Annotated in this window: 11 protein-coding genes and 3 pseudogenes; 12 read left to right on the forward strand and 2 right to left on the reverse strand. The window is 66.2% G+C overall.

Annotated features, from left to right (window positions below; all coding sequences use genetic code 11):
* The first annotated feature begins 162 nt into the window (after positions 1 to 162).
* The 3 genes and pseudogenes from ACZK2V_RS10645 (at position 163) to lolA (ending at position 5253) form a co-directional block, all read left to right on the forward strand.
* Positions 163 to 2523, forward strand: coding sequence for a DNA translocase FtsK (locus ACZK2V_RS10645; RefSeq protein WP_005413288.1), 2361 nt, complete (start codon positions 163 to 165; stop codon positions 2521 to 2523).
* 39 nt (positions 2524 to 2562) lie between these two features.
* A pseudogene (locus ACZK2V_RS10650) lies at positions 2563 to 4503 on the forward strand (DUF3857 domain-containing protein).
* 111 nt (positions 4504 to 4614) lie between these two features.
* Positions 4615 to 5253 carry an outer membrane lipoprotein periplasmic chaperone LolA gene (gene lolA, locus ACZK2V_RS10655; protein ID WP_486323253.1) on the forward strand — a complete coding sequence of 213 codons (639 nt, stop codon included), beginning with the start codon at positions 4615 to 4617 and terminating at the stop codon, positions 5251 to 5253.
* A 189-nt stretch (positions 5254 to 5442) separates the two neighbouring features.
* Here the strand turns inward: lolA and ACZK2V_RS10660 are convergent, their stop codons facing one another.
* Positions 5443 to 6615, reverse strand: a complete 1173-nt coding sequence (locus ACZK2V_RS10660) for a hypothetical protein (protein ID WP_486323254.1) — start codon at positions 6613 to 6615, stop codon at positions 5443 to 5445.
* A 427-nt stretch (positions 6616 to 7042) separates the two neighbouring features.
* On the opposite strand from ACZK2V_RS10660, the pseudogene ACZK2V_RS10665 reads away from it, so the two are divergent.
* Positions 7043 to 8339: pseudogene (locus ACZK2V_RS10665) on the forward strand (replication-associated recombination protein A).
* Between the two features lie 189 nt (positions 8340 to 8528).
* Positions 8529 to 8918 (forward strand): DUF805 domain-containing protein, encoded by a 390-nt coding sequence (locus ACZK2V_RS10670; protein WP_486323255.1) that lies wholly within the window; start codon positions 8529 to 8531, stop codon positions 8916 to 8918.
* 73 nt (positions 8919 to 8991) lie between these two features.
* Here ACZK2V_RS10670 and ACZK2V_RS10675 read toward each other — a convergent pair whose 3' ends face one another.
* Positions 8992 to 9366: a hypothetical protein gene (locus tag ACZK2V_RS10675; protein ID WP_107431869.1), complete on the reverse strand. Its 375-nt coding sequence runs from the start codon at positions 9364 to 9366 to the stop codon at positions 8992 to 8994.
* A gap of 277 nt (positions 9367 to 9643) precedes the next feature.
* Here ACZK2V_RS10675 and ACZK2V_RS10680 point away from each other — a divergent pair, with 277 nt between their 5' ends.
* The 7 genes and pseudogenes from ACZK2V_RS10680 (at position 9644) to fusA (ending at position 18325) form a co-directional block, all read left to right on the forward strand.
* The gene (locus ACZK2V_RS10680) at positions 9644 to 10672 is read left to right on the forward strand and encodes an alpha/beta hydrolase (RefSeq protein WP_486323256.1); all 1029 of its coding nucleotides are present in this window, start codon (positions 9644 to 9646) and stop codon (positions 10670 to 10672) included.
* A gap of 122 nt (positions 10673 to 10794) precedes the next feature.
* On the forward strand, positions 10795 to 12171 hold the full coding sequence (locus ACZK2V_RS10685) for a YncE family protein (RefSeq protein WP_107431867.1): 1377 nt from the start codon (positions 10795 to 10797) through the stop codon (positions 12169 to 12171).
* Positions 12172 to 12222: 51 nt separating this feature from the next.
* Complete coding sequence (locus ACZK2V_RS10690; protein WP_486323257.1) at positions 12223 to 13269, forward strand: heme/hemin ABC transporter substrate-binding protein; 1047 nt, start codon at positions 12223 to 12225, stop codon at positions 13267 to 13269.
* Between the two features lie 35 nt (positions 13270 to 13304).
* Positions 13305 to 14307 (forward strand): annotated as a pseudogene (locus tag ACZK2V_RS10695) (FecCD family ABC transporter permease).
* The gene (locus tag ACZK2V_RS10700) at positions 14304 to 15065 is read left to right on the forward strand and encodes a heme ABC transporter ATP-binding protein (RefSeq protein ID WP_006366865.1); all 762 of its coding nucleotides are present in this window, start codon (positions 14304 to 14306) and stop codon (positions 15063 to 15065) included. Before ACZK2V_RS10695 ends, ACZK2V_RS10700 begins: the two are co-directional and overlap by 4 nt.
* Before the next feature lie 103 nt (positions 15066 to 15168).
* Entirely contained in the window at positions 15169 to 15873 is a 705-nt protein-coding gene (locus tag ACZK2V_RS10705; RefSeq protein ID WP_486323320.1) for a hypothetical protein, read from the forward strand.
* A gap of 415 nt (positions 15874 to 16288) precedes the next feature.
* Positions 16289 to 18325 (forward strand): elongation factor G, encoded by a 2037-nt coding sequence (fusA, locus tag ACZK2V_RS10710; protein WP_486323258.1) that lies wholly within the window; start codon positions 16289 to 16291, stop codon positions 18323 to 18325.
* The last annotated feature ends 41 nt before the right edge of the window (positions 18326 to 18366 follow it).

Genomic DNA, 18366 nt, shown 5'->3' on the forward strand with positions numbered 1-18366 from the left:
GTGGCGGCTGGGGCAGGGCGATTCAAGCCGATGAACGGAACGCCGTCATCCAGCAGTGGTTTCGGCCCCCGGATTGGCCTGCCGGACGTCGCATAACTGAAAACTGACGCCGTCTCATTTATTATCAATCACTAACAGCGCATTCCAAAGGTATGGTCTAAGGTGGCGAAGCAGGTCCCCGAACGCTCCAAGTCCGACGACAGCAAGGCGTCACGTCGCACGGCCGCGGCGGCGACGACCGACAATCCACGCCGCCAGCGTCTCTGGCGCGATCTGGGCCTGATCGCCATCGCGCCGGCCCTGCTGTACCTGGCGGCCAGTCTTTTCACCTATTCAGCGACTGATCCGGGCTGGTCGCATACCGGCAGCGTGGTCGCGCCGGTGCACAACCTGGGTGGCCGCGCCGGGGCCTGGATCGCCGACGTTCTGCTGCAGCTGTTCGGCTACATCGCCTTCCTGCTGCCGGTGGTGCTCGGCGCGCTGGCGTGGATCGCCATGTTCGGCCTCAAGCGCGAGAGCAAGGGCGAGAACGACCTGGATCCTGCGCTGCGCCTGGTCGGCCTGGTCGGTTTTCTTATCGCCGGCACCGGCTTCCTGCACGTGCGCCTGTTCAGTGGCGACGTCTCCAGCGCCGGCGGCATCCTCGGCAAGCTGGTGGGCAATTCGCTCACGGTGGGCTTCGGCGCGCTGGGCGCCAACCTGTTCGTGCTGGTGCTGCTGCTGGCCTCGATCACGCTCGCGACCGGGCTGTCCTGGTTCACGGTGATGGAGAAGATCGGCCGCGGCGTGATGTCGCTGGCGCCGTTGCTGGAACGCAAGAAGGAAGAAGTCACCGAGTGGAAGCAGACCCGGGTGATGCGCGAGGAGCGCCAGGAAGTGCGCAAGGCCGACGCCGAGGTGCGCGCCAAGCGCGAGCCGGTGAAGATCGAGCCGCGTCCGGAGCCGGTGATCGAGAAGAGCGATCGGGCCAAGCGCGATACCCAGATTCCGATGTTCCGCGGCGTCAACGGTGATGGCTCGGACCTGCCGCCGCTGGCGCTGCTGGATGATCCCAAGCCGCAGCCGAAGGGCTACGACGAAGAGACGCTGGAGACCCTGTCGCGGCAGATCGAGTTCAAGCTGAAGGACTTCCGCATCGATGCGCAGGTGGTCGGCGCCAATCCCGGCCCGGTCATCACCCGCTTCGAGATCGAGCCGGCACCGGGTATCAAGGTCAGCCAGATCAGTTCGCTGGACAAGGACATCGCGCGCGGCTTGTCGGTGAAGTCGGTGCGCGTGGTCGACGTCATTCCGGGCAAGTCGGTGATCGGCCTGGAAATCCCCAACGTCACCCGCGAGATGATCTTCCTGTCCGAGCTGCTGCGCTCGAAGGAATATGACAAGTCGGCCAGTGTGCTGACCCTGGCGCTGGGCAAGGACATCGCCGGTCGCCCGACCGTGGCCGACCTGGCACGCATGCCGCATCTGCTGGTGGCCGGTACCACCGGTTCGGGCAAGTCGGTGGCGGTCAACGCGATGGTGCTGAGCCTGTTGTTCAAGGCCTCGCCGAAAGACCTGCGGATGCTGATGATCGACCCGAAGATGCTCGAACTGAGCGTCTACCAGGGCATCCCGCACCTGCTGGCACCTGTGGTCACCGACATGAAGGAGGCCGCCAACGGCCTGCGCTGGTGCGTGGCCGAGATGGAGCGCCGCTACAAGCTGATGAGCGCAGTGGGCGTGCGCAACCTGGCTGGCTTCAACAAGAAGGTGAAGGAAGCCCAGGACGCAGGACAGCCGCTGATGGATCCGCTGTTCAAGCCGAACCCGGAACTGGGCGAGGCACCGCGTCCGCTGGAAACGCTGCCGTTCATCGTCATCTTCATCGACGAATTCGCCGACATGATGATGATCGTCGGCAAGAAGGTGGAAGAGCTGATCGCGCGCCTGGCGCAGAAGGCGCGTGCGGCCGGCATCCACCTGATCCTGGCCACGCAGCGCCCGTCGGTGGACGTGATCACCGGCCTGATCAAGGCCAACATCCCGACCCGTATCGCCTTCCAGGTCAGCTCCAAGATCGACTCGCGCACCATCCTCGACCAGTCCGGCGCGGAAACACTGCTGGGCCACGGCGACATGCTGTACCTGCCGCCGGGCACCGCGCTGCCCGAGCGCGTGCATGGTGCGTTCGTGTCCGACGATGAAGTGCATCGCGTGGTCGAGCACCTCAAGGCGATGGGACCTGCCGACTATGTCGACGGCGTGCTGGACGAAGTGCAGACGATGGGCGACGGCGTGGTCGTCGGCGCCACCGGCCTGCCCGAGAACAGTTCGTCCGGCGACGAGTCCGACCCGTTGTATGACGAAGCGCTGCGGGTGGTCACCGAGACCCGCCGTGCATCGATTTCCGGCGTGCAGCGCCGGCTGAAGATCGGCTACAACCGTGCAGCGCGACTGATCGAGGCCATGGAAGCGGCCGGCGTGGTCAGCCCGCCCGAGCACAACGGCGACCGCACGGTGCTGGCACCGCCGCCGCCGAAGTAAGACCCGACGTATCCCCCACGACGTCCAAGGAACCGACGCATGCTTCACCCCGTACCAAGCGCGCTGGCACTGGCGCTGGCAGCCTTCCTGGCTGCCGGCCCGGCACTGGCAGACACCGCCACCTCCGCGCCCGCCACGGCGCCGCCTTCCACCAGCGGCGATACCGAAGCCAGCAATAATTTCAGCATTGTCCGTTACCGCGCCGACTACCAGGTGCGGCCGGATGCGGGCAATGTGCAGACCGAAACCTACGAAGTCCTGCTCAAGACCAAGGCCTCGGTCGAGCAGTTCAGCCAGGTGCGGCTGAGCTACAGCGAGAAGATGGAGACGCTGGAAGTACTCGGCGCCTACACTATCACCGCCGACGGCCAGCGCCGCGACGTGCCGGCCGACCGCATCTACACCCAGGAAAGCTATTCCAGCGCCTCGGCGGCGATGTATGCCGACCGCAAGGTGCGGGTGATCGTGTTCCCGAACCTGGCCCCGGGCACGCGCCTGTTCTACCAGGTGCGCCGCACCCAGGCCACGCCGTACTTCCCCGGCTACTTCGGCCTGTGGGAAACCTTCAATGTCTTCACCGAGTACGAGGACGCCGAGGTCACCCTGAGTGCGCCGGCCAACCTGCCGATGTTCGTCGACAGCCGCGGCGTGCAGGGTAGTGATCGCCCGACGGTGAAGAACGGACAGGCACAGTGGCGCTGGCGCTACCAGCGTCGCGAAGCCATGCCGGCGCAGAACTGGTCGGCGGCGGGCTGGGAGTTCGGCCCGAACATCATGGCCAGCACCTATCGTGACTGGTCGCAGATGGGTCACGCCTACCAGCTCAAGGCCGGCCCGGCCGCGCAGGTCACGCCGGAACTGCAGGCGCTGGCCGATGAGATCACCGCTGGCATCAGCGACCGTCGCGAGCAGGCCGATGCGTTGTACCGCTGGGTGGCGCAGAACATCCGCTACGTGGCGGTGTACCTGGGCAATGGTGGCCTGGAGCCCAATAGTGCGCAGAGCATCCTCGACAACCACTACGGTGACTGCAAGGACCATGTGACGATCCTTGAGGCGCTGCTGGCGGCCAAGGGCATCGCCAGCTCGCCGGTGCTGATCGGTGCCGGCGGTGGCCCGACGCTGCCGAAGATCCCGGTGCTGGGCCGCTTCAACCACGCCATCACCTACATTCCCGAGTTTGATCTGTACCTGGATTCGACCACCGCGTGGGCGCCTTCGGTCAGCTGCCAGAGGGTGACCTGGGTGCACCGGTGATGCGTACCCGTGACGCCACGCTGGCGCGCACCCCGGCCAACACCCCGGAGCGTAACGCCACCTCGATGGAAGTGCGTTTCACCTTCGACGCCAACGGCAACCTGCGTGGTGAGACCATTCCGAAGCTGGGCGAGAACGCCGAGATCGGCATGCGTGCCCAGTTCTCCCAGCTCAACGCGCAGAACCGTGCGCGCTGAAGAGCAGATCATGGCCGCCTCCGGTTTCGATGGGCGAGGGCAGCTGCAGATCCAGGGCGTGCCGGTCGACCTGACCCGGCCGTTCGGCTACCGCATGGCGTTCCAGGCCGAGGACTACGCCGACTTCAGCGTGGCCGGCGGCATGGCCGTGCCGGACCCGCCGGGTGGCGAGTCGGTGCGTGGGCTGTACGCCACTGCCTCGGCGCCGGCCAACGAAACGCCGTTCTACTGCAATGCCAGCCTGCGCGAGGAAACCTATCGCCTGCAGTTCCCGGCCAATGCGCCGATCATCGCCATCCCGGCCAGCCAGCGTTTCGCCAATGCAGCCGGCGAGTACCGGGTGGACTGGAGTCGCGAGGGGCAGGAGGTGATCGTGCACCACCGCTTGCAGCAGAATGCAGTGCGTGGGCCAGAGGCGTTGTGCCAGCCGCAGGACTATCCGGCGTTCCGCGCGCTGTATCGCGAAGTGCGGCGTGGCTTCCGCGGCCAGGTGCTGTACGGCAAGCTGCCGGGATCCGGTGGCTGAATCGCCGATGGACGTTCAGGGCGGCATAATGTCGCCCTGATCGCCCATTCATCTTTCCCCGGGCACACTGGCAACCACCTTTGCTGGCGCCCGCGCCCACAGGATTCCCGCATGAACTTCCGCTTCCGCCGTTTCCTTGCCACCACCACCCTGGCCGTGGCCTGCGCCGCCGCCGGCAGCGCCTGGGCTGGCGCCCGCGATGACCTGAAGACCTTCACCAGTGGCCTGAAGGGCCTGGATGGCCAGTTCAGCCAGCAGGTGTTCGATAGCGGCGGCAAGGTGAAGGAATCGACCAGCGGCCGCGTGGCCCTGTCGGCGCCGCGCCTGTTCCGCTGGGAATACGTGCGTCCGCACGAGCAGCTGATCGTGGCCGACGGCAGGAAGGTCTGGATGTACGAGCCGGACCTGGAGCAGGCCACCGTGCGCGAGCAGGGCAAGGAAGAGCAGAACAGCCCGCTCACCGCGCTGATCAACCCGGCGCTGCTGGAACAGCAGTACGACGTCAGCGAAGAGGCCGCGCAGCGCGACGGCCTGCAGTGGCTGTCGCTGTCGCCGAAGCGCGAGACCGAAGCCAGCTTCCAGTACGCCGCGCTGGGCTTCAATGCCCAGGGCCTGGCCAAGATGGAAATCACCGACGCCGTCGGCCAGCGCACCGTGATCAGCTTCAGTGGCTGGAAGCGCAACCCGGGCTTTGCTGCCGGCACCTTCAGCTTCACCCCGCCGAAGGGCACCGACGTCATCGGTAACTGATCTCTGGGCGGAGGCGCTTTGGTGGGTGTCAACCTTGGTTGACACGCTTTTGTTCTGCCGGCCAGCGGCCGGCACTACCAGCCGTGCGGCCTGATCCGCCGGGCATGGCCTGGCCCTACCTGCTCGGGTGGATGTCAACCGGCACCACCTTGGTGGGTGCCAACCTTGGTTGGCACGCGTTCGGCCAGCTCATCCGTTGTCCGGATGAACGATCACCTGCCACGCGGTGCCATCAAATCGAATCAGGTCCCAGGGCGTCAGCACCCAAAGCACGCTAGCGACGGAACTGATATCAACAATCGTTGCATCTCTCAGTTCTTCGGGGATGCCTTCCAGCAACGGTTCAACTACGCCGGTTTCTAGACCGTAGACGTAGAGGCCGCCATTCTCCGAGCCGATGTAAACCTGTTGCTTGTACTGGCATGCAGAGTTGAAGTTGATGCCTTCGCCGACCTCGTGTTGGAGGCACTCGAATCCAGTGGAGATGTCGCCCGTAACGATGGTGCCGTGCATTCCTACAAGGACGAGGCGGCCCTGGTCGGTCCTGCAAGCATGAAGCAGCTCCGCAGTAGTGACTTGTTCGGGCACGGTCCAGCTCGAGCCATCCCAGTGCGCAATCAGGCCTTGGGAGCCGATTGCGTAGAGGTCAGCAAAGCCCGTTCCGCAGAGGTCGTTCACGCTGCCCACGCGGAACTCAGCGAGTAGCTGGTTGAATCCTTCATCCTCCCGGACATGGGTAATGTGGGCTCGCCAATCGGCGAATCTCCGGCGAAGCTCTGCGTCGCGTTCCATCGGATCTCGAGGAAGTGCGGGAGCATCGCCCAGTTCGAGCAGGTGGCCGAAATCTTCGAGCCAACTGACGAAGTCATCCAGATCCGACTCGTCTTCGTCCTCCTCGCAGAAGGCAGTCGCGAATTGGGTTGGAAGCTGCCGCCATCCGCCGTCGCCCCGATGATGGATCTGTCCTCTTGTGCCCGCGCAGAAAAGGACGTCGCCCAGCAGTCGCAAACGGGTAAGACCTCCGGGAAAGTCGGCGCCTTCAGCTGGGACGTACTCGATCGTTGCCCCAGCACGGGAGTAATCTTCCAGCTGCCCATAGAAATCCAGGGCAAGCACACGACGGCGGCGACCGCCTTCTTCCTCTGGGACAAACTCTGTGGACATGACCTGGAAGTCCTGCAGGTCATGGTAGAACCACTCCTCTTTGGGGGTGCGGCCAAAGACGAACATGCGGGTGGGTGGGCCGGGATCCGGGTCGTAGTATTCATGCCCAGGGCCTAGGGCGGCAGCCAGATAGTAGATGTCCGCATCGACCGCGCAGCCAGCAATGAACTCAAGGACATTGGATTCGGGATCTCGCACGCTTGGGTCCTGAAGGGTTGAGCTCCAAATTCTCGGTTACTGATGAGGACGCACGGACCCCGGGAAAGAGCGCTCTATGTTAATCAGTGGCTTACCGGTGGATTGGCTGCGGCGGATTCGGCTCATTTCCGACACATTGAGGGGCTGCCGGCCAGCGGCCGGCACTACCACCCGTGCGGCCTGATCGCCGGCATGGCCCGACGCTTTCTGCTCTGGTGGGTTTCAACCGGCACCGCCTTGGTGGGTGTCAACCTTGGTTGACACGCTGTTGATCTGCCGGCCACGGCCGGCACTACCAGACATCGCGTCCCGCCCGCCGGGCACGGCCCGGCGCTACCGTTGGGCGGCGCGGTACAATGACCGGGTGCCAAGACATCGCTCCACTTCATTCCCCGGACCCGATCTGCTGAGCGTCGATCGGGAACACATGCGCCCGCTGGCCGAGCGCATGCGCCCCCGCACCCTGGACGAAATGGTCGGGCAGAAGCGCCTGCTGGCGCCGGACAGTGCGCTGCGCCGCGCGGTCGAATCCGGTCGCGTGCATTCGATGATCCTGTGGGGGCCGCCGGGCTGCGGCAAGACCACGCTGGCGCTGCTGCTGGCCGAGTACGCCGATGCGGAATTCCGCGCCATCTCTGCCGTGCTGTCCGGCCTGCCGGAGGTGCGCCAGGTGCTGGCCGAGGCCGCGCAACGCTTCGCCGAAGGCCGCCGCACCGTGCTGTTCGTGGATGAGGTACACCGCTTCAACAAGGCGCAGCAGGATGCGTTCCTGCCGCATATCGAGCGCGGCACCATCCTGTTCGTCGGTGCCACGACCGAGAATCCGTCGTTCGAATTAAACTCCGCACTGCTGTCGCGTTGCCGCGTGCATGTGCTGGAGGGCGTTTCGCCCACGGATATCGTCGAGGCGCTGGAACGTGCGCTGGGTGATCGCGAACGCGGCCTGGGCGAGGAGGGCATCGAGGTCGCCCCCGAGCTGCTGCTGGAAATCGCCACCGCCGCCGATGGTGATGTGCGTCGTGCGCTGACCCTGCTGGAGATCGCTGCCGAGCTGGCGGGCGGGGAGGGTGGTCGCATCACCCCGCAGACCCTGACCCAGGTGCTGGCCGATCGCACCCGTCGCTTCGACAAGGGCGGCGAGCAGTTCTACGACCAGATCTCGGCGTTGCACAAGTCGGTACGCAGTTCCAACCCGGATGCCGCGCTGTACTGGCTGACCCGCATGCTCGATGGCGGCTGCGATCCGTCCTACCTGGCGCGCCGACTGACCCGCATGGCCATCGAAGACATCGGCCTGGCCGATCCGCGCGCAGAGCATGGCACTGGAGGCCTGGGACATCTACGAGCGGCTGGGCAGCCCGGAAGGCGAGCTCGCCTTTGCTCAGCTGGTGCTGTACCTGGCCAGCACCGCCAAGTCGAATGCAGGCTATGCGGCCTTCAACCAGGCCAAGGCCGATGTGCGCGAGAGCGGTACCGAAGAAGTACCTCTGCACCTGCGTAATGCGCCGACCAAGCTGATGAAGGAGTTGGGCTACGGTGCCGAGTACCAGTATGACCATGATGCCGAAGGCGGTATCGCACTGGACCAGACCGGTTTCCCGGATGCGATGGGCGAGCGCGTGTACTACAACCCGGTGCCGCGCGGCCTGGAAATCAAGCTGAAGGAAAAGCTGGATCGGCTGCGCGCCGAGCGCGAGGCGGCGCGGGCCGTGAAGGGCCGCTGAGCCGGCTAATGTAGCGTCGAGCCATGCTCGACTTCGCTCTTTGACGGACTGCGGGTGCCTTCTGGAACAGCAGTCGAGCATGGCTCGACTCTACAGGGGGCAATTGCTGCCGGGCGTGGTTCGTCGCAACATTGTCCAGCGCGCGTGCATTTGACACACTGCGCGGCTTCTCTTTCAAGGATCGATGCCGTGCAGGAAATGATTCTGTCGTTGAAGCGCTACGCCCAGTTCGAGGGCCGCGCCAACCGGCGCGAGTACTGGATGTACCAGCTGTTCCTGTTCCTGGTCGCAACCGCGGTGATGCTGCTGGCCGGTGTGCTGGCGATCCTCCTGCGCAACAGTCCCGATGCACTGGCCGGCATCCTGATCGGCATGGTGGTGCTGCTGGGCGTGATGTGGCTGGCCACGATCGTGCCGCTGATTGCCGTGACCGTGCGCCGCCTGCATGACTGCAATCAGTCGGGCTGGCTGTTCCTGCTGGCGCTGGTGCCGGGCGGTGGGATCGTGATCATGATCTTCTCGCTGCTGCCGGGCACGCCGCAGGAGAATGTTTACGGTCCGGTGCCTTCGGGGCCGTGATCTTGCATGAGTCGAGCATGGCTCGACTCTATAGAGGCAAAGAGAAGAAGCCGGCGTTTCGCCGGCTTCGTCGTTATTTCAGGGTGCAATCGCCGAAGGACAGGTAGTCCGTGCCGGAGCTGAACTGCAGCGTGCAGCTTGCGGTGAAGACGGCGCCTTCTTCCAGTGCGCCCAGTTTGGCGGCCTGCTGCTCATCATCGCTGGTCAGCCGAGCCAGGACATTGCCCTGGTCATCGCCCGCTTCGATCAGCGGCTCGCCCGCCAGGTTGCTGGAAACGCCCAGTGCCACGGCGGTGAACGTCACCGTCTGGTTGAGTTGGTCCATGCTCAGCGTCGAATTGCCGGCCTCTTCAAAGGCCTGGTAGAGCGACGGCAGATCCTGCGCGGCGTGGGCGGCCAGCGGGGCGAGCAGGCCGAGGGACAGGGCGATCAGTGCGGTGTGCTTCAAGGGTTCTCACAATCATGGGATCCAATCCCATGGCGGTTGTGTGCAGATGAACGCGACCCGGATGGCGGCAAGTGCCCGCCATCCACGGCTGCGCTGGAAGCGGGGCGATCCAATGCCCCGATGGCCGGCAAAATAGGGGAATTGCCGCCCCTTGCGCAACCCGGCATGCGCGCGTGATACACAGCGTGACGTTCGATCGATGTGATAATCATTCGCGTTTAAGGTAGACTGCGGTCCCTTGTGAACCGGCGGCCGTGAGCCGCTTCTGCCGCCGCTGATGAAGCATTTCGTCCCGCTTTCGCGCCGTGGTCCACTGACCCGCGGCCTGGTCGCCTTGATGATGGGTCTGCTCCTGGCCACCCCGTACGCCCATGCCCAGCAGCGCAATCCGCTGCAGAAGATCGGCCACACCGTGCTCGACGAGCCGGCGGTCAGTTATCGCTTCGAGCAGTTCGTGGTGGACAGCCCTGACCAGCAACGCCGCTGGCGGGTGAATGTGGCGATCCCGGCCAAGGCCGGCAAGGTGCCGCTGCCGGTGTTGTACGCGCTGGATGGCAATGCGGTGGCGATGGTGCTGGATCAGCCGTTGCTGGCCGAGCTGGCGGCACGCAAGGCGCCACCGGTACTGGTGCTGATCGGCTACGACAACGACCTGCGCATCGATTCGAAGGCGCGCACCCGCGACTACACCGCGTGGATCGACCGTGCCGACGACGAGAGCGGCACAACCCAGGCCGTCGGCGGTGGTGCCGCCGCTTTCCTCGACGTGATCGAACGCCGCATCAAGCCGGAGGTCGAGCGTCGCGCACGCATCGATACGGAGCAACAAGCGCTGTGGGGTCACTCGCTGGGCGGGTTGTTCGTGCTCAACGCGCTGTACACGCGTCCCGCCGCCTTCCAGTCCTATCTGGCGGCCAGCCCGTCGCTGTGGTGGAGCCAGGGCGCGGCGCTGGGTGATCCGGAACAGCAGTTCGTGCAGAACGTGCATGGCCAGCCGGCAAAGCTCTGGCTGATGCTGGGCGGTGCCGAGCGTGTCGGTGATCGCGGCAAGCGCGACATGAACAATCCGCGCGTGGTCGCGCACCTGCGCCGCATCGGTGGCGCCACCCCGGATGCGGCGATGCAGCTGTCCGAGCGGTTGGCCAAGGTGCCGGGCATGCACGTGCAGTACCGCGAGTTCCCCGGCCTCGGCCACGGCCCGATGCTGCCTGCGTCGTTCCATGCCGCGTTACATGAACTGTACGGCGTGACCGACCGCAGCGCCGGTGACGGCGCGCCCAATGGCGGGGACAGCGCCGCCGAATGAATGCCTTCGCGCGCCATGCCGTGCGACCCCACTACCCAGGCGAGGCTGCCGGCGTGCAGCGGCCCAGGCAACCGATGAATCCCGCGTCACGTGGCGCGGCCTACGTGTGCAAGGAGCCTTCCATGTCGTTCCGTCCGTCTTTCCGTCTCACCTCTCTCGCCGCTGGCCTGTTGCTGGCCGTGACCGCCACCGCACAGCCGGTGTTCGATCAGCCGGCCAACGCCACCTTCAAGGGCGAGGTCGTCTCGCGCGGTGAGAACGTGGTTCCCGGCAGCACTGCCGACGTGGTCGGTCGCGGTTTCGTGCCGGGCCAGAAAGTCAGCCTGCTGCGTGGCGACAGCGTGCTCAACACGCAGCCGCTGGTGGTCGATGCCGATGGCAACTTCAAGACCCAGCTGAGCATTCCGGCCGACGCCGTGCCGGGTACCCACCCGGTGGTGGTGCGCGCCAGCCAGCCGGCTGCAGCCACCGTGCTGAAGCTGCGCGTCTCGCCGCAGTTGCCGCTGTCCGGCCAGGCGCAGTTCGCCACCCAGTCCAACAAGCTGGTGCCGGGCCTGTACCAGTCCGCCTACAGCGCCGCCAGCAACGCGGTGTTCGTGACCTCGGCCGTGGGCCGTCCGCCGGTGACCCAGTCGCAGCTGCTGAAGCTAGACCCGAAGTCGCTGAAGGTGACCAAGGCGATCACCCCGGCGCAGGTGCCGGGCGGTACCAATGGCGCGGTCTATGCGGTCTACGGTGTGGGCGTGGATGACACCAATGGCAACGTCTGGGTGACCAATACCCGCCAGAACTCGATCGCGGTCTACCGCCAGAAGGACCTGTCGCTGGTCCACCAGTTCCCGGTCGACACCGTGCCGCACGCGCGCGACGTGGTGGTCGATGGCACCCACGGCAAGGTGTTCGCCTCGGCCACGGGTGAAGACCACCTGTCGGTGTTCGATGCCAAGACCTTCAAGGAGCTGCCGGCAGTGACGCTGGAATCCGGCGTGGATGACGGCAAGTTCACCCCGATGAGCCTGGTGCTGGACGAGAAGGCCGGCAAGCTGTTCACCGTCAGCATCGGCACGCCGGAAGCGGCGGTGATCGATGTGGCCAGCGGCAAGGTCGAGAAGGTCATCGACCTGGGCAACTCGATCAGTGCCTCGGGCGTGGCCTTCGACGCGGCACGCAACCGCCTTTACGTAGCCTCGCAGGGCACCGACAACCTGCTGATCGTCGACGTGGCGGCCGGCAAGGTGCTGCATGACGTGCCGGTCGGCGCCGGTGCGCTGAACGTCGCATTCGATGATGCCTCCGGCCTGGCCTATGTCAGCAACCGTGGCGCTGGCACGGTCACCGTGGTGAATGGTGACGGCAAGGTGGTCGCCAACCTCGATGGCGGCACGCTGCCGAACCATGTCCGCGCCGACGGCAAGGGCAACGTGTTCGCGGTGAACAAGTCGCGTGGCGCCGAAGACCCGAAGGGTGACCGCATCACCCGCATCACCCCGAAGCAGTAAGTCACACGGCGGGGCGGCGTGCGCGTCGCCCCGCCAGCAAGGAGAACGAGCATGAACATCGCGTCCCGTCTGCGCCTGTGTGCGCTTCCATTGGCTGTCTCGCTGGCACTGGCTGCCTGTGGCGCTTCATCGACGCCCTCGGACACTGGCAAGCTGGCTGAGCCTGCCGCCGCGACCGCGGCTGGCGAAGCCGCGTTGCCGGCTGGCTGGCAGCGCGTGGCCGGCACCGACATGCCGGCCGTGCGCGATCAGAAGGCCGTGCTGCCGGCCAAGGTGCATTCCGATGACGGCGCCGACATCGAGGTGGCCGATACCAGCCGCGTCATTGCCGGTGGTGACGACGTGATCGCGGTGATCGAGGCGCTGGGTCTGGGCAAGCAGGTATTTGCCGCGCCGACCAACACCACCACGCAGGCCGGCCTGGCTGCCCCGCACCAGTTCCTGTTCAACCGCACCACGGGCGTGGAGGGCGTGCTGAGCCTGCAGGGCTCGCTGTTCCTCGGCAACAGCCTGCGCCGCCACACCGAACTGGCGAAGAAGCTGCGTGAGGTGGGTGAACCGGCGGTGGTCATCGATGACCTGCAGCCTGCGCCGGACAAGGTGCGCAAGGTCGCCGCCGCACTAGGGCTGGCCGAAGCAGGGCAGGCACTTGCCACGCAGGTGCAGCGTCAGCTCGACGAGGCTGCAGCGATTGGCAAGGGGTTGGGCCATGCGCCACGAGTGATCCACGTCTCGGCCACCGGCGCCGGTGGCTCACCGACCGTTGCCGGTGCCGACAGTGCGTCGGCGCAGCTGATCGCCCTGGCGGGCGGCATCAACATCGGTACCGAAGCGGGAGTGAAGAACTACTCGCAGCTGAGCAATGAGGGCGTGGTCGCGGCGGCGCCGGAGGTGATCCTGGTGACCGAGCATGACCTGCAGCTGTTCGGCGGTGCTGAAGGCCTGTGGAAGGCGTACCCGACGCTGAAGCAGACCCCGGCCGGGCAGGCCAATCGGGTCTGGGTGATGCCGGATGTGCAGCTGAAGTACACCAGCGTGGGCTCCGGTGCTGGCGCGCTGGCGCTGGCCAAGGCCCTGGCGGCGTTGCCGAAGGCATGAGTCCGGCGGATCGGCGCCGCCGTCGCGGACGGACGATGTTGCTGGTGGCGTTGCTGGCACTGCTGGGGGCAGTGCTGGCGTCGTTCGCCGTGGGTCCGTTGCGGTTGCCGCCGCTGGAGGTGATGCAGGCGCTGGCAGTGAAGCTGGGCCTGCTTGATCCGCAGGCGGTCAGCAGTCGTGACCTGGCCGTGGTCTGGCAGCTGCGCATTCCGCGTGCCCTGCTGGGCGCGATGGTCGGTGCGTCGCTGGCGATGGCCGGCGCCAGTCTGCAGGGCCTGTTCGGCAATCCGCTGGCCGACCCCGGCATCGTCGGCGTCAGCCAGGGCGCGGCACTGGGCGCAGTTGCCGCCATCGTGCTCGGCGCGGCCGGTGCGGCCGGCTGGCTGGTGCCGGTGGCAGCGTTCGCTGGCGGCGCACTGGCCATCGGCCTGACCTACGCATTGGCACGGCCGGGCAAGGGGACGGGTAACGCCACGCTGCTGCTGGTCGGTATCGCGATGGCTGCATTCTGCTCGGCGTTGATCGGCTTCCTGACCTACATCGCCAGTGAAAGCGAACTGCAGTCGCTGGTGTTCTGGCAGATGGGCTCGCTGGCGCGCCAACTGGGCCGACGTGGTGGCGGTGGTGCCGCTGTTCGCCATTGGTGTGTTCGCGCTGCAGCGACTGGCTACGCCGCTGGACATGCTGGCGCTGGGCGAACGCCAGGCACAGCACCTCGGGCTGGATGTGACCCGCACGCGGCGTCGTCTGGTGGCGTTCAGTGCGCTGCTGGTGGGCGCGGCGGTGGCCTTTGCCGGCTCGATCAGCTTCGTTGGCCTGGTGGTGCCGCACGTGGCGCGCCTGCTGGTCGGCCCCGGGCATCGCTGGCTGCTGCCGTTGTCCGGCCTGCTCGGTGCGCTGCTGATCGTGGTGGCCGACACCGCCGCACGCACGCTTGATCCACCCGCGGAGATTCCGCTGGGCTTGTTCTCGGCCGCGCTGGGCGCACCGTTCTTCCTCTGGCTGGTGCTGCAGCAGCGCCGCAAGGCCGCACCATGAGCGTGCTGTTGAAGCTGCACGAGGTCGTGGTGCGCCGCCAGCAGCGCGAGATCCTGCATGGCATCTCGCTCGCATTTGAGCCGGGGACGGTGACCGCGCTGGTGGGCCCGAATGGCGCGGGCAAATCCACGCTGTTGGCGGTGGCTGCCGGTGACCTGCGTGCCGACGCAGGCGAAGTAAGTCTGCTCGGCAAGCCGTTGGCCGGTTACAAGGCCGGGCCACTGGCGCGCGAGCGTGCGGTGATGCCACAGGAGCACGGCGTGCGCTTCGCCTTCAGCGTGGAAGAAGTGGTGGCGATGGGGCGGCTGCCGCATCCGCCGGATCCAGCCGTGGACGACGCCCAGGTGGAAGCGGCAATCGATGCCGCTGAACTGCAGGCGCTGCGCCTGCGCGAGGTGCAGCAGCTCTCGGGCGGTGAATCGGCCCGGACCACGTTCGCGCGCGTGCTGGCGCAGGACACGCCGCTGCTGCTGCTGGATGAGCCGACTGCAGCGCTGGATCTGCGCCACCAGGAACGCACGCTGCGCAGTGTGCGCGCCTGTGCCGAGGCCGGTGCGTGCGTGATCGTGGTGCTGCACGACCTCAATCTGGCTGCCGGCTATGCCGACCGCATCGTGCTGCTGGAGCAGGGCAGGGTGGCGGCCGATGGCACGCCGTTGCAAGTGCTCACCGAAGACAACCTGCAGCGGGTCTACCAGCAGGACGTGGTGGTGTTGGAGCATCCAAGGCGTGGGGTGCCGCTGGTGGTTGTGACCTGAGCGTCCAGTCGTTCTGCGCGGCCACGTATCATTTGCAGTTCGTTTTCTTCAATGGACTGATGTGTTGATCTGTTTCTTCCCGCGCGGCGCACTCTTTGCTGCAATGACTGCGGTTGCCGGCGTGGTGAGTGCTGCACCGGCAACCTCCATTTCCCTGATGGATGCGACCGAGCAGGCTTCGCTGATCGAGAGCCGCCATTCCTCCGGCGAGGGCGCTGCGGTGTCGTCGATGAGCACCAGGTACTACGCCAGTGACGAAATGCATTTCAGCTGGGACGGTCAGCAGGTGCTGACGTTGTGCGAGGGTGCGGTGTATCTGAGGTTTCCCGAGGGCAAGCCAATGATGTTGACCGCAGAGCAGCGTCAGATGTTTGCTTACCAGGCCATGATGTCCAGTCTTGGAGCAATCGCTGCCGTTGGTGCCGCATCGGGCGAATCCCTGGAGGTGGCGGCTGATGGCAGCGAGACCCGCAGCGCGGGGGAGAGTCCATGGGCCTATGGGGTGGAGCGCTTCGATGTGACCACCCAGCGCATGCCGGATGGCGCGGTGCGCGTGCATTCCCGCAAGACCGAGATCGTGAACACGACGCCCCCGGCGCGCCCGGACGATATGTTCAGCACTGAAGACGATCAGGCGGCGCGTCTGTCCGAGTTGGCGCCGGTGGGCAGCTGGACCGAGGTGGTTGTCCATGAGGGGCCGCGGCTGCCACATGTGGATCCGGCGATGTCGTTGAAGGGCTGGATCTCGATGGGGGACGACCAGGCTGCGACGGTGGGTGAGGCGCGCAAGCTGCACAAGTGCAAGTGAGGTCAGCTGGGGTCAGAGCCCTTTGCCCGTGGCCAAGGGGCCGGACCCCGATCGCTGTCGGCTTCATCGTTCCATTTATGTGCGCAATATTCACTTGCGCGCCAGATTGGCAGGCCTAGAATGCGCCCCATGAACCGGATGCCGCTCCTGACGTTTTTCACCCTGACCCGCGCAAGCGCGGAACGGGCGTGTCTGCCTGGAGCCCCACGAAGCCGTTGAGACGGCCATCGCTGGACCTTCGACAGAGCGCCCTCCGGGGCGCTCTTTTTGTTTCCGCAGTTCCATTCCCCGTAACCCGGTGTACCGCAAGGAGAACGTGCCATGCACCAGATCGCCGAGACCGAACGCTAGCCGCGCACCCTGTCGCCAACCGGGGTGCGCGGCCCCCGAAGTTGGCTTTGCAGGAACCTTTCTCATGAACACCCAAGTCCTTTCCCGCCGTCGCAACCTCGGCATCATTGCCCACATCGACGCCGGCAAGACCACGCTGACCGAACGCCTGCTATGGAAAAGCGGCGAAATCCATCGCGTCGGCGAAGTGCACGACGGCAATGCGACCACCGATTTCTCGGCGATCGAGCGCGAACGTGGCATCACCATCGGCGCCGCCGCCGTACAGGCGCAGTGGGCGCCGCGCGACCTGCCGCCGCATCGGCTGACCCTGATCGACACTCCCGGCCACATCGACTTCGCCATTGAAGTCGAGCGTTCGCTGCGCGTGCTCGACGGCGCCGTGGCCGTGTTCTCGGCGGTGGATGGCGTGCAGCCGCAGTCAGAGACGGTGTGGCGCCAGGCGCGTCGCCATCGCGTGCCGCTGATCGCGTTCGTCAACAAGATGGATCGCGTCGGCGCATCGTTCGAGCGCGTGCTGGAGCAGCTGCAGGACAAGCTGCAGGCGCGGCCGTGGGCGCTCGGTGTGCCACTGGGCAGCGAAAGCGACTTCAACGGCTGGGTCGACCTGGTCGATGAGCGTGTGCTGCACTGGCAGGATGGTGCCGTAACCACGGTGACCCCGTGGGACGCCGCCGCGCGCACCGTGTGGCAGCCGCAGCGCGACGCACTGGTCGAGGCCGTGGCCGACCACGACGAACTTCTGGCCGATGCCTGGCTGGAAGGTCGCGCGATCGATGCCGAACAGCTGCGCGCGGCGATCCGACGGGCGACGCTGGCCGGTGCGGGCGTGCCGGTACTGGCCGGTGCGGCCTTCAAGGACAAGGGCATCGAGACGCTGCTGGATGCGGTGGTCGATTACCTGCCGTCGCCGCTGGATCGGCCTGCAGTCACCGCTGAAAGCGAGAGCGGCGAGGTGGTGCTGTCGCCGGATCCAGACGGTCCGCTGGCGGGCCTGCTGTTCAAGATCACTCACCAGCAGCACGGCGCATTGAGCTTCGTGCGGCTGTACTCGGGCACCTTGAAGGTCGGTGATGCCGTGGCCAGTTCGCAGCATCCGCAGGGTCGACGTGTCAGTCGCCTGGTGCGGGTGCAGGCCGACCAGACCCACGACATCGAACAGGCCGTGGCCGGCGATATCGTGGCGGTGCTGGGCTGGAAGGATGCGGTCAGCGGTGAAACGCTGAGCGGCCGTGCGCAGCCGCTACGCCTGGAGAACATCCAGGCACAGGCGCCGGTGCTGGCCTGGCGGCTGGAGCCGGCGCGTGCGGCCGACCTGATCCGGATGGCGCAGGGCCTGGCCAGCCTGGCCCAGGAAGATCCCTCGTTCCGCGTCGAAACCGATCGCGACACGGCGGAGACCCTGGTCTGGGGCATGGGCGAGCTGCACCTGGAGGTGATGGTCGAGCGCCTGCGCAGCGAGTGGAAGGTCGAGGTGGGCGTAGGTTCGCCGCGCGTGGCCTACCAGGAGACACCGCTGCGAGCGATGACCGGCGTGGTGGGGCGGCTGGTCAAGCAGACCGGTGGCCAGGGCCAGTTCGCGCACGTGGTGCTGGATGTGTCGCCGCGCGAGGACGACCAGGTCGTGTTCAACGACCGCATCGTCGGTGGCGTGGTGCCGCGTAGCTTCATCGCGGCGGTGGAGAAGGGCGTGCGTGCCGCGCTGTCGGAAGGTCCGCAGGGCCATCCGGTGGTCGGTATCGAGGTCAGTCTTGTCGATGGCCAGACCCATGCCAAGGACTCGTCGGAGATGGCGTTCCACCGTGCCGGTGCCGAAGCGGTCAAGGCGGCACTGGCCGAAGGTGGCACGCAACTGCTGGAGCCGGTGATGGCGGTGACGGTGCATTCGCCGTCGGCGTCGGTGGGTGATGTGGTGGGCGATCTCAACCGTCGCCATGGTCGCATTGCCCGCATCGAGGACCAGGACGGTCGCGCCGAGGTCAGCGGCTTTGCGCCACTGGCGCAGCTGGTGGGTTACACCACGTCGCTGCGGTCTCTCAGCCAGGGGCGGGCCAGCAGTGAGGCGCACCTGCATGGTTACGAGCCGGTACGCGCTGCGTAAGCAAAGGCGAGGGGAGCCCGTGAGCGGGCTCCCCTTTTTTG

The sequence above is a fragment of the Stenotrophomonas sp. 93052_Sma genome, from assembly GCF_056481145.1.

Bases quoted from the DNA above. Each gene is read 5' to 3' on its own strand.
- lolA (WP_486323253.1), top strand. From the start codon at position 4,615: ATGAACTTCCGCTTCCGCCGTTTCCTTGCCACCACCACCCTGGCCGTG.
- ACZK2V_RS10680 (WP_486323256.1), top strand. From the start codon at position 9,644: ATGAAGCATTTCGTCCCGCTTTCGCGCCGTGGTCCACTGACCCGCGGC.
- ACZK2V_RS10685 (WP_107431867.1), top strand. From the start codon at position 10,795: ATGTCGTTCCGTCCGTCTTTCCGTCTCACCTCTCTCGCCGCTGGCCTG.
- ACZK2V_RS10690 (WP_486323257.1), top strand. From the start codon at position 12,223: ATGAACATCGCGTCCCGTCTGCGCCTGTGTGCGCTTCCATTGGCTGTC.
- ACZK2V_RS10700 (WP_006366865.1), top strand. From the start codon at position 14,304: ATGAGCGTGCTGTTGAAGCTGCACGAGGTCGTGGTGCGCCGCCAGCAG.
- ACZK2V_RS10705 (WP_486323320.1), top strand. From the start codon at position 15,169: ATGACTGCGGTTGCCGGCGTGGTGAGTGCTGCACCGGCAACCTCCATT.
- fusA (WP_486323258.1), top strand. From the start codon at position 16,289: ATGAACACCCAAGTCCTTTCCCGCCGTCGCAACCTCGGCATCATTGCC.